Raw genomic sequence first — 11,794 nt, 5'->3', positions numbered from 1 at the left:
AAAATAACTTGTTCTACCACACTTCTTAGAATAATACATATGTATCTTCGTCTGTCTAAAATATTTAATTGTAGCATTTGGGATATGTCTTTTATAAAATTAAAATCTTTATTTATAAATTTTAAGAAAATATCGCTTAAATCTTTTTTATTGGCAGTTAAATTTCTTATATCAGTAGCATTAGATTCATTTGTAAGTTTACCATAAAAATCTATAGTAGAATAAAATGTATCACTAAAAAAATTATTTTTATCAGCTTTTTCTAATTTCATAATTTGTACTCCCTAGTTAAAATTTACTATAAAATATAATTGCCTAGAATTCGCATAAATGTTAAGCTAATAATGATAGAGCTTATATATTATAACGAGCATCTATTACATGGAGCAATAAATTTTCTTGGATATATGTTTTCTCTTAATTCCCTATATTCCTTTCTATTATATATCTCAAGCACACTCTGCTCATTTACATCTCCAATACAATATTCTCCTTTGCCATCCATACAGCATAAAGCTACCTTTCCTGTGCAAGTTATGTTTACCTCAAACCACCTTAAACATGGCTCATTTCCCGGCACTTCATGCTGCTTACCCAAAAAGTCAATCCATTCTGCTCTTTTTATAAATTTAATATCATATTCGCTAGAATATTTTCCAAAAATTCTATCAAACTTATTTTTGAATTCTATATCTTTTGAAGTATCATCAGCAACTCGGCTAATAGATACCTTATCTATTATTTTATATTTCTTATTAAATTCTAAAAGATTTTTAATATTATCCAGAGTTTTATCTAATTCTAATCCCATAACTTCTTTATATCTATCAGCTTCTATTTCATTTAACGAAATCCATAATGTATCTAAATTTTTTATTTTACTTAATCTCTCTATGTCATTAAAAGTAGCCATATTAAAATTTGAAAAAAACCTTATATTTGCATTAGGAAGTTCTGTATTTATGACCCCTATTTTTTCAAAAAATTTATTATCCATTAAAGGTTCATTAACCTTAAATGGAGATATATTAAACTTATGATTAATAGGTATTTCTTTCAAGTCTCCTATTATTTTAAAAAATAAAGAATCTTCCATATCAATAAACCGTCTGTCTAATTCATAATGAGGACAGAATTTACATTTAGCATTACATTTACCTGTAGTTTCTATAGTTATCTCATCTGGATAATCTATATATTTATTTTGAATTTTCCTAAATATATCACTATATACCATTGCTGACATTTCCCCCTTCTTAGACAAAATAATATTATTTACTGCAACTGAAATTCAATATTTACTTTTTCTTGCAAGTTTTTATTAGTTTGTCTTATCGGTTTTATAGCTTTCAATTCAACAATCATTTCTTTCACAACATTTCTATATCTATTTACCTCTTGTAAAATTTCATCAGATTTAATATTTTTATATCTATTTTTGTCGACTCTCAGAATAATCTTTTCTACTCTCCAATCCCCTCTATATCCATAGTCAGCTCTCCAGTAAAATGGCTGTCCAAAATATCTAAACGAATTGATAAAATATTGTCTAACGTGGGTAGGATCTTCAAAAGCTTCATCACTAGAACCATAAGGGCATCTAAAAATAGCCTTGGCATTAGGTTTTGCCACCCTATGTAATTCCTCCATCATAGGCAATGTGTTTTTTATATGTTCAATTAAATGACTTGCATAAAATTCTTCAAAACAATTATCATCAAAAGGAAGCCTAATATTATCACAGTTATCTAAATCCGCAACTACATCTACACCTGGAAGTTTCATGAGATCTAAATTTATCCAATCCTTGAGTATATTTCTCCCGCACCCCAAATGTAGTTTTTTACATCCTACAGTACCTATAAACTTTTCCTCTTTATTAATAAAATTTTTAACCTCAGCAGTCTTCTTTTTCTTAGGCTCAATTTTATTGAAAGTTTCAAGCAAAAGTTTATTGTTTTGCACAAAATACTTTTCTTTAACATTATCCAGTTTTTCAACCAATAAATCATAATGTTCCAAAATAAATTCAACTTTTTTAACCATATTTCCAGCATTAATATCATCAAGAAATAAACCTTTTTCATTTAAAATTGACTTAATTTCTGATATATTTTTTTTCAATTCTACAGATAAAAAAGGTATTCCCAGACCAAATGCCAGCTGACAAATTTTTGTATCAAAATCAACAATTATTTTGCTATTTGAAACTAATTCAACTATATCATAGATACTATCTAATTTTACAGTATTTATATTATTACTTTGAAATTTTTCTATAAATTTTTTACATTCTTTTTCAGATTTATCCAATGAAAATAAAATTATTTTACTATCTTTATTAAGAAGTATTTGTATGAATATTTCCAGTTGTTCATTAATCCAGCCTTGCTCTTTTAAATCCAAGTCTTGTAAATCTTTATAATTAATTAAGCAATAATTTTTTTCTCCTAAAGGTTCCTTCTTTCTAAAATTAATATTATGTTTAAATACTTTTCCAGCCATAATCAACATATGTGTTTCAATTTCCACAAAAGATATATCTAGGTTTTTCATTTCCTCTATGAAATTATTATACTTATTATTTTCCTTTACTACTGAATCAGCCACTACCAAATCATATCTATTTTTATTATTATCCATATTTTCTATTGTATCTACTATAGAATTTATCTTATTTTCGATCATAAGATTTTTAAATATATTGAGTTTAATTTTTGAGAAAAATTTTTCTTTTTTAAATTCATCTATAAATAATACACTGTAATATTTCATTATAAATCACCTCCTAAAGTACTATTTAACAAAATATTCTTCTCTGTGATTTTTTTAATTTTTACTTTCATTAAATCATTATTACTTTTCTCATATATCCACCTTAAATATTCAAAATTCAAATTATTTTCATATCCAGATGCAATAGCTTTTTCTATATATATAAAGGCATTCTCATAATCATATAATCTAAAATAAGCTATTCCTATTTTATTGCATATATACCCCTCATCATAAATATCACCATAATCAAGACATTCTTTATATATTTCCGCTGCATATTTATAATTCCTGCAATCCATTAAAATATTTCCTATGGAATCATATGCATCAATATCAAATTTACCCCTCATGTCCAATATCTTATGTGCTTCTTCTTTAAGATCAAGTAATAAAAACTCCGTCAATATCCTCAAATAATCATGTTTATCATCAGGTATAAATCCAACATCTTTTCTTCCTGTATAACACATCATGAACCTTCTAAAAGAAGGCTTCACAAAATCAATTATCTCATCTATATTTTTATTATTTTTTGACATTACAGATGATATTACAGAAAACAGTGCATAAACATAACTCCAATCCTCAAAATAAAGTTTGGAAAAATATTTATAAGCTTCTTCATAATTTTTATTGCACAGAAAAGTGAATACTATACTGCTGTCCTCTTTATGAAATTTTTTAAGCCAAATATTGGTGTAATACATAAGTACCTTCCCAACCTTCAATTTCATCAATTCACGTACCAGAAACGCCACATCAGATTCCTCATTGTCGTCATATACTGACTTCAGCAAGAATATTATATCTTCAGCATTTTCACTTCTTATTATCCTCATCAATCTCTCAAAGGGTGGTATATAATCTTTTTTTCCCTTTAAAGACTTTAAATAGTATTCCAGTGCATTGTCACATTCATTTTTACACTCATATATATATCCCATCTTATAATAGATATCAAATAAATTCCCTTCTACAAAATTAGTTTCAACATCATCATAGACATCCTGAAGTTTCAGGGTTTTATGATATAATTTAAGTGCACTGTCAAATTTATTATTGAAGTATTCAACATCCGCCTTATGGTTGTAAAGGAGGGGGTGCCCGGGAAACTTTTCAACAGCTGTATCTATTTCCTGCATTATGTCTTCATATTTACAGCCAAGCCGAATCATAGACTGTATTACAACACTGTAGGGTTTCATATTCGACCCCATATTTACATGTCCTGTACTTATGTATTTTTTCATATATTCTATTGCTTTTTCATACTCTTTAAGTGGAAAATAGCAGTCTCCAAGATAAAAATATGTCATATCCCTGCAGTTGGGACTTTTCTCCTCTTCCTTCAATATGGCCAAATTTCTTTTAAATTTATTCAAAACTATCTCCGAAGAATAACCTGTATGGTAGATAAGCAAAGAATCTCTGGATACATTGGCACATCTCATTTTTTTACCGTTATTCATGACTACTTCATGGATTTTATAATTAAATCTTATCCTGGGCTTATGCCTGAATATTCTTATGACATGTGCCGTACTTTTTTCCTTTTTGTCGGAATTATCTATGTTCACAAGCTCACAGAGCAAGCTATCCACATCAGTTCTCACGCGTTTTAAAAGTAAAGGAATATTTTTAGCAGTGGCATTATAAAAATATTCATCCGCATCCATATATATAATCCAATCTCCACTTGCATTATCAAGGGCCACATTTCTGGCCGAAGCAAAATCGTCATTCCACTTATAATAATACACTTTTGCCCCGCATTCTTCTGCTATTTCCACCGTCCTGTCTGTAGAACCAGTATCCACTACTATTATTTCATGGACTATATTCTTAAAGCTGTCAATACATCTCTTTATATTTTTTTCTTCATTTTTAACCATAACACAGCCGCTTATCCTCATAAATCAGCCTCCCTTTTCAATCTATCCCAAATAAAAATATCTATTAAAATAAAAGCTATTTTATTAACTTCTGAAAAGCAATATGACAACATAATACTTTAAATATTTTCTATTTAATATTATAGTTATCGAAATATCTCAATCGTACTTTAATGAATATATCTAGTAACTTAACTTATGTTCTTCCTTTAGACAAAACAATTCTCCCAAACTAAAATCATTTGGGAGATCAATATTCCTATTTAACTTTATTAATTATACTTAACTTTATCAATGGATTTAAAATTTCAAAAGCATCTCTGCACAATTTCGACTCTTTTTTCGCATATCCATGAACCACCGCATTCCTAATTGCGTATAAACATAGCACTGCATTAAGTGCAATTCCGTCATAATCCATTTTCTCCATACTTTCTTCCAACTTTTTTGAAACATTATTATCTTTTCTAAGAACTACTGTTTCACCACAGAATTCTTTCAAAAGCTTACATTTATCGGGTGACTTAAGTATACAAGAAAAATATTCTTTCACATATTCCTCTTTAGCAATTGCTTCTACCGCTTCCCTGTCTCTTTTATCAGGATATATTTTAGAATAAAATGCATTAAATGCAGTCCACAAAATACTGTATTGAGATATAAAATCAAATTTATTTTTTACATTACTTTTGCCTATTACTGAATAAGAAACATACATCCAGAACAAAGAATCATCAAATCTATAATAATTTTTAATAAAGCTTTTCATAATATATGTAAATTCATTTTCTTTGATATTAGCAGGTTCTACCACTAATTCAAGGTACTTCTCACTATATGGAATAATAGGGATATCTCTTTCAACAGCTTCTTTTTCATTTTCAATAGCACAACTTATATTATCATCTATCGATAAATCTTTAACATTTTTTATCAATAAAAGTGTCTTAATAATTAATAATTTTAATTCATAAGTAATAAAAGCATATGTTTTTAATAAATCTTTAGTTGATATTATACACTCCAGTACACTTTTCCTACCGCCTTTATAGTCAAAACAAATGCTTTTTACCATACAATCGTCACAAGAAATTAATTGTAATAGATCTCTATCTGATATTTTAAAATTTAATTTGCACCCGCTAATATCCATATTCACTTTAACAATATAAAAAAAGTCATCCGGAATTTTAGACTTCTTTTCCGAAATGGACTCATTATCCATTTTATCATCCCCTGTTATAATGAAGGTAATTTTAGATTAGATTCTATAACTAAGTTATCTAATATTAAAAAGGGAGAACCAATCACACCGATTAGTCCTCTCTTTATGTTATTACATTCTATTCAATTAATTATTAAAACTCTTTATTCTTACTTCAAGTTCTTCCTCTAAAGGAAACTCCGCCTCCTAATGTCGGTGGAGTAAGCGATTCGCACAAATTTAATTACCATTAAATTTGGCTCTCTGCTTATCTCAATAACTGAAGAACCTGCTGAGGCTGTTGATTTGCTTGCGTTTCACCAATGACCTTTCAATCACTGCCAGACTATATCTTCACCCGTTTTTCCAGTTAAAAGTCATGAATTAATAATTAACAGTTATAGTTGAAATTCAGTTCGCTGAATTTCCTCATTCACTCTTAACTATCCACCTTCAACTTTCAACTAATTGCCGGGGTTGGGCACTTCGGGAAGCCTCTTCCCTACAGACCTCATAAGCATACACTTTAACTTCAGTCAAAAATTAAATTTGATGGATTTTCGGCTGCCGCCGAAAATCTTCCTTTACTCTTAACTTTTCACTTTCAACTCTCAACTATAAAAATGTTTAGCCCGTTCGTCCTAGTCGTTGAACCTTCTCCAGCCTTTCGGCACAGGAGCTTGGCTGCTGATTATCCAATCTGTTTGCTTTTCAATCTATAACACCTGTCCTTTCAGACTTTGCTTTAGAGAAACAGCTTAAGGAAGTTCCAGCAATTCACCCAATATGCTTGAAGATCACTCTTCAAGAGACCCTGTAAATACTTAACCAAAATTCACATTTCCAATTTTTGTATTGGGGCCAGGCCACTATTACCTAAGCAGCTGTAAAACCTGCTGTGGTTGAGTATTTGCCTGAGCCAGCATTGCCTGTGCAGCCTGGGAAAGAATATTGTTCTTTGAGTACTCGGACATCTCTGCTGCCATATCAACGTCTCTTATTCTGGATTCAGCTGAAGTCAAGTTTTCTGATGAAACTCCCAGGTTGTTTATTGTATGTTCCAATCTGTTCTGGAAAGCACCAAGCTTTGACCTTTCAGATGAAACTTTCTCTATAGCATTATTTATAGTCTTTATTGCATTAGTTGCATTAGTTGCAGTTGATACATCAAGAGAAGCTTCCCTTGTTATAGCATCTGTTCCATTGGTAACTGTATTAGTTGAAGTATATGCTGCTCCACTTGCTGCATCGCTCGAACCTGCTTTTCCTGTAATATCAAGTGCAATAGATCTCATATCATTTATATCAATATTGAGCTGTTGTCCCTGATTAGCTCCTACCTGGAAAGTAGCTTTGAATTCCTGCTGAATTCCACCATCGGAAATTTTAGCTGTATTTCCTGCTTCTCCCTGAAGTTTAGATGTAAATGTAAGTACATTATCAGCATTAGTAATAGTAACATCATCAAATTTAGTTCCAAGCTGAGCAACTATTTTACCTGCAACATCAGTTCCATTACCTGCTCCTGATATGTCAACACCAATTGCATTTCCAGTATATGCTCCCTTGCTGGCATCATAGAATTCTATTTCATGATCTCCTATCATCATACCTTTTCCGACAAGATTAGCTACTGCTGCTGTATCAGCTAAAACTAAAGTTTCATCAGCTGTTGCTGCAGTATAAGTGGTAGTACCGACACTTGCTGCTGCTGCTGCTGATACAAATGTTGTTGATGATGCCGTCGATGCTGCTATATTCCCTGCTGCACCGGCAAACTGTCCACCTGCTGTTGCTTTAATTGTTACAACACCTGATGTAGCTGTTGCTGTATATCCACCCTTCAATGTGGAATTCTGCTGAATTACTGCATTTAAAGCACTCGCTATAGCATCAGCATCGTCTGCTGCTGCAGCCGATGTAGAATCTATATATATTTGTGCTGCATTTCCAGTATTAGTTCCATCTACAATTTTACCATCATTTGCTGCAGTTGCATTAGCTGCATAAGTTAAATTAATTTGTTCACCATTCAACGTAACTGTTAATGAAGAACCAGCCGTAGCTGCTGCTGCTATTGTTACCAACTGAGTTGCTTGAGTATTATTAGTGGCACCACCACCAAAAACTACATCTGTAACTACACCTGTCTTATCCAGATTCTGAGTTCCATCACCCTTCAAAAGAGCCTGGGTGTTGAATTCAGTAGTATTACCTATCCTGTTGATTTCAGATGAAAGCTGGTTTATTTCCTTCTGTATTTCTCCTCTGTCGACTTCAACATTTGTATCATTAGCTGCCTGGGTGGCAAGTGTTCTCATTCTCTGAAGTATGCTGTGGGTTTCATTTAATGCACCTTCAGCTGTCTGTATCATGGATATAGCATCCTGTGAATTGCTGGAAGCCTGGTTTAATCCATTTATCTGGCCTCTCATCTTTTCGGAGATTGCAAGACCTGCTGCGTCATCTCCTGCCCTGTTTATTCTGAGACCTGAAGAAAGTTTTTCCATTGCCTTAGCTGCACTGTTTGAATTTATACCCATATTTCTCAGTGCATTGTTTGCCATAAGATTGTGATTTATTATCATTTTTATTCCTCCTTGATTTTTTGTACTGGACGTCCTTGTCCACCTTATTTATAGTTACCTCTTTTTAAGCTATAACTAATTTATCAACTATAACCTAATTGGAGTTTACTAACAGATTCTTTTAGTGGAGAGTGGAGAATTGAAAGTTGAAAGTAATTCATGTAGTAAACTCTCCACTCTCAATTTTCAACTAATATTACCTAAGTTTCTCTTTAGTTGTCTTCACTATAGATGCAAGCATTTTATTTAATTCTTTACAGTCATTTACGATTGATTCTGATGCTTTTACATTTATATATCCAGTTGCTTTTAGAAGTTCCAACCAGTAGTCAGTTTCTGAAGCTTCCTTTAAGGCTATATTCATTTTCATTAAAAAATCTCTCTTACTTGATGCCTGTACAGCTTCTTTAACATTCGCTCCAATACTGGTTCCTGATCTTAACAGCTGTTTTGAAAGAACATACTCCCTTTTTTCCTGTGACAGATACTTATATAATTCAACTATGCTTACAGAAAATTTAAAAGCTTTGTTGTAAACCAGACTTTCCTTCAACTCTTCAACCTCCCAGATGTATTGATTTATTAGCATTATCAACAAACCAATTCATCCTTAATCAGTTGAATTTTTTTTTTCTTTAGTTTATAGTGTGGAGTCAATAATATATAGTATTGGTGGAAATTTTTTAACTCTGTTAAAAAATTTCTTCATTCACTTTCAATTCTTAACTCTCAACTTTCAACTATTCTCATAAACTTTTAACTTTTTCTATCGTTCTAGTTCAATTATCGGCTTCCCCTTACAGGCCTTTATAGTCTTTTAAATTTTTTTACTGAATATTTTTGCCCCGCTTCCAACATTGCCATAGGCACTGCTGGCAGTTTTGTTTCTGGATATGTTATTGAGTTTTCCTTTTATAAATAAAGCTTTTTCTTTCATGAGCCTGCCTGCTTCATTTTCAATTTCACTTATATTTAGCTCCTTATAAACTTTTTTGGACTCAACTTTTATGTGATTATCAGAAATGAGTTCATTTAAAATACACTGCCTTATTTTTATTTTATCCTGGAGAGCATCGAAATCATCTTTTTTAAGTATTTCTACAATATCTTCCGTACATCTCTTATAATCCGTCAATATCTCTTCAACAGTCCTTTTCATATCACACCTCTTTTATTTAGTTAAAAGTGGAGCGTTAATAGTATATAGTAATTTAGTAGAAATTTTTTAACTTTATTAAAAAATTTCACTCTCAACTCTTCACTTTCAACTCTCAACTAACATTTATCCCAGGTACAGTGAAAGTGTAGACTGCTGTGCATTGAGCTGTTCCATGGCCACTTCCAGCTGTGTAAACTGGTTGTAGTATTTTGTCTGGTCGTTGCTCATCCTGTCAGTCAATGTATTTATAAGAAGCTGCTGCTGATATATCTGATCCGGCAGAGTACCTGTTCCACTTCCGCCGGTTACACTGTAATCATCCTGTAGATTGGCATACTTTGTAAGTACGCCGCTGTTATATGTGCTCCCTATTACGCCAACATTGTCGTCTATAATACTGTCTATCCTTTGAAATATTCCCGACTGATTGAACTTATCTGAAGCAACTGTACTGTCAGATGAAGTGGTAAACAATTTTATTACATCTTGTGCATGGTTTGTAAGTGCATCCGTAAGCTTGTCTTCATCAATAACAAGCTTGGATCCCTGTGTATAATCGTCTGAAATGTCAATTCCTATAGAACTGGAACCTAAACTTCCAAAATATAAAGAAGATATGCTTTTGCCGCTGCTGTCAGTTACAGGAGTTGTAAATGCACTAGTGAGATTATCCAGAAGCTGCTGGAGATTATCATCATTTCTGAGTATGCCTTCCTTGGCCTTGTTCTCCCAGTTGGTTATATCTGTATCACTCATTTCCTCTTTCTGCGCATCTGTAAGAGGCGAATAGTCATAATCTTTTTTCTCACTGAGCTTGTCCTGTATTTCTCCAATTAGATTATTGTACTTGTCGATAAAGTTTGTAATGAGATCATGTGCTTTTGATGTATCCTGAGTTACCGATATATTTACAGGACTATCTGCTGCAATTGTCCCTGTTATACTGTAGGTAACACCATTTACAGTAAAGTTATTGGAAGATTGGGTTAAAGTCGTACCGGAGCTTGAACCTGGTTCTGTAATTGTAACAACAGCATCACTTCCATTTTTCATTGATGTATCCAGCCCAAGAACACTCAATAACTCAGCCGTAGTTGTTCCCTGTGATGGATTGTCTTCCGTAGGATTTGACATATCCGTTTCGATCTGCAGACTTGACGTACTTCCCGTAGACGCAGTCTGCAAGGTAAACTTGCCTGTCATATCATCAAAACTGCCTGTTACAGCTCCTCCCGTGGCATTTTTAACAGCTGTAATCAGATCATTCACTGTAGCAGATCCGTTTTTGCCTGTAGAACTATTATCTAAAGAAACAGATACTTCCTTTCCATTATACTTTAAATTCATTACAATTTTTCCATCAAGTCCTGATCCAAGTGAAGTGAGTTTTGTATCTGCGGAAGTTGATACTATACCCTTGCCAACCAAATTATTTAAATCACTTATACCGCCGTCATCTATTATTTTAATCTCAGTATCAGATAAAGGTGTAAATTTTATATACTCACTGCCATTTTGATCTTTTACATATGAAGTGGACAACTTTCCGTTCAAATCTGAATTTTGACTTATCTGGTTGTTAATATATGAAGTTAATTCAGCCCCTGTCGTTCCTGTAAACCCTGACAAATCCAAAATAGCAGTTCCGTCATTAAAAGTTATTGTTTTTCCGCTCCAACCCTCTACAGTGTTCAGCTTAACTTGACTGCCTATAGAATTGAGACTGCTTATACCTGCATTTTCTGCAATCTGACTCACTGATATCTTATAATTTCCAGCTGTCGCATTGGTCCCTGCCTTTGCACTTACTGTAGTAGCATCAGAACTCGCTGCCACCATATTGTTGTATGCATTTGAAGACAGTAGATAACTTGTGCTTTTTGTTAAATCAAAGTAGGTGCTTTGTAAATCTTTTACATCCTTTATTATGCTCTGATAGGCTTCCTGTCTCCACTGTATGAGCTGCTGCTGCTGCTTTGCCTGATCTACTTTTGTCTGATCTGCCGTCAGCATCTTCTTTACCATTGCATCTATGTCAAGACCTGTATTCAGTCCTGTAATTCTCAGCACGTTTCCGCCGCCTGCACCTGTTGCACCCACAGGCATGCTGCTGCTTGTACTGTCTGCCATTTTCATACCTCCTTTATTGAGTTAAGAGTTGAGAATTGATAGT

The 11,794-nt window shown here is 32.5% G+C and carries 9 protein-coding genes; all 9 read right to left on the bottom strand.

The window, feature by feature from the left end; genetic code table 11:
- Window positions 1-272: hypothetical protein (locus CLLU_RS08970; protein ID WP_146127598.1), on the bottom strand; the 272-nt coding region annotated here is incomplete at its 3' end.
- A gap of 89 nt (window positions 273-361) precedes the next feature.
- Entirely contained in the window at window positions 362-1,237 is an 876-nt protein-coding gene (locus CLLU_RS08965; RefSeq protein ID WP_158255913.1) for a radical SAM/SPASM domain-containing protein, read from the bottom strand.
- Between the two features lie 38 nt (window positions 1,238-1,275).
- A complete protein-coding gene (locus tag CLLU_RS19125) occupies window positions 1,276-2,775 on the bottom strand; it encodes a class I SAM-dependent methyltransferase (RefSeq protein WP_242977528.1) in 1,500 nt (499 codons plus the stop codon).
- On the bottom strand, window positions 2,775-4,691 hold the full coding sequence (locus CLLU_RS08955) for a glycosyltransferase family 2 protein (RefSeq protein WP_106009407.1): 1,917 nt from the start codon (window positions 4,689-4,691) through the stop codon (window positions 2,775-2,777). Before CLLU_RS08955 ends, CLLU_RS19125 begins: the two co-directional genes overlap by 1 nt.
- 238 nt (window positions 4,692-4,929) lie before the next feature.
- Window positions 4,930-5,895: a hypothetical protein gene (locus CLLU_RS08950; protein WP_106009406.1), complete on the bottom strand. Its 966-nt coding sequence runs from the start codon at window positions 5,893-5,895 to the stop codon at window positions 4,930-4,932.
- An 851-nt stretch (window positions 5,896-6,746) separates the two neighbouring features.
- Entirely contained in the window at window positions 6,747-8,462 is a 1,716-nt protein-coding gene (locus tag CLLU_RS08945) for a flagellin N-terminal helical domain-containing protein (RefSeq protein WP_106009405.1), read from the bottom strand.
- A gap of 196 nt (window positions 8,463-8,658) precedes the next feature.
- Window positions 8,659-9,015: a four helix bundle protein gene (locus tag CLLU_RS08940; protein WP_106009404.1), complete on the bottom strand. Its 357-nt coding sequence runs from the start codon at window positions 9,013-9,015 to the stop codon at window positions 8,659-8,661.
- A 264-nt stretch (window positions 9,016-9,279) separates the two neighbouring features.
- Complete coding sequence (gene fliT, locus CLLU_RS08935) at window positions 9,280-9,621, bottom strand: flagellar protein FliT (RefSeq protein ID WP_106009403.1); 342 nt, start codon at window positions 9,619-9,621, stop codon at window positions 9,280-9,282.
- 123 nt (window positions 9,622-9,744) lie between these two features.
- On the bottom strand, window positions 9,745-11,751 hold the full coding sequence (fliD, locus tag CLLU_RS08930; RefSeq protein WP_106009402.1) for a flagellar filament capping protein FliD: 2,007 nt from the start codon (window positions 11,749-11,751) through the stop codon (window positions 9,745-9,747).
- Window positions 11,752-11,794: the final 43 nt, after the last annotated feature.

Origin of the sequence: Clostridium luticellarii, from assembly GCF_002995845.1 — a bacterium.
Lineage (GTDB): Bacteria > Bacillota > Clostridia > Clostridiales > Clostridiaceae > Clostridium_B > Clostridium_B luticellarii.
Note: the sequence above shows the minus strand (reverse complement) of the source record. Positions and strands in the feature narration are given on the sequence as shown.

What these genes read in the sequence shown, in the direction of transcription:
- CLLU_RS08965 (WP_158255913.1), bottom strand. Translation starts at nt 1,237, where the DNA reads ATGGTATATAGTGATATATTTAGGAAAATTCAAAATAAATATATAGAT.
- CLLU_RS19125 (WP_242977528.1), bottom strand. Translation starts at nt 2,775, where the DNA reads ATGAAATATTACAGTGTATTATTTATAGATGAATTTAAAAAAGAAAAA.
- CLLU_RS08955 (WP_106009407.1), bottom strand. Translation starts at nt 4,691, where the DNA reads ATGAGGATAAGCGGCTGTGTTATGGTTAAAAATGAAGAAAAAAATATA.
- CLLU_RS08950 (WP_106009406.1), bottom strand. Translation starts at nt 5,895, where the DNA reads ATGGATAATGAGTCCATTTCGGAAAAGAAGTCTAAAATTCCGGATGAC.
- CLLU_RS08945 (WP_106009405.1), bottom strand. Translation starts at nt 8,462, where the DNA reads ATGATAATAAATCACAATCTTATGGCAAACAATGCACTGAGAAATATG.
- fliT (WP_106009403.1), bottom strand. Translation starts at nt 9,621, where the DNA reads ATGAAAAGGACTGTTGAAGAGATATTGACGGATTATAAGAGATGTACG.
- fliD (WP_106009402.1), bottom strand. Translation starts at nt 11,751, where the DNA reads ATGGCAGACAGTACAAGCAGCAGCATGCCTGTGGGTGCAACAGGTGCA.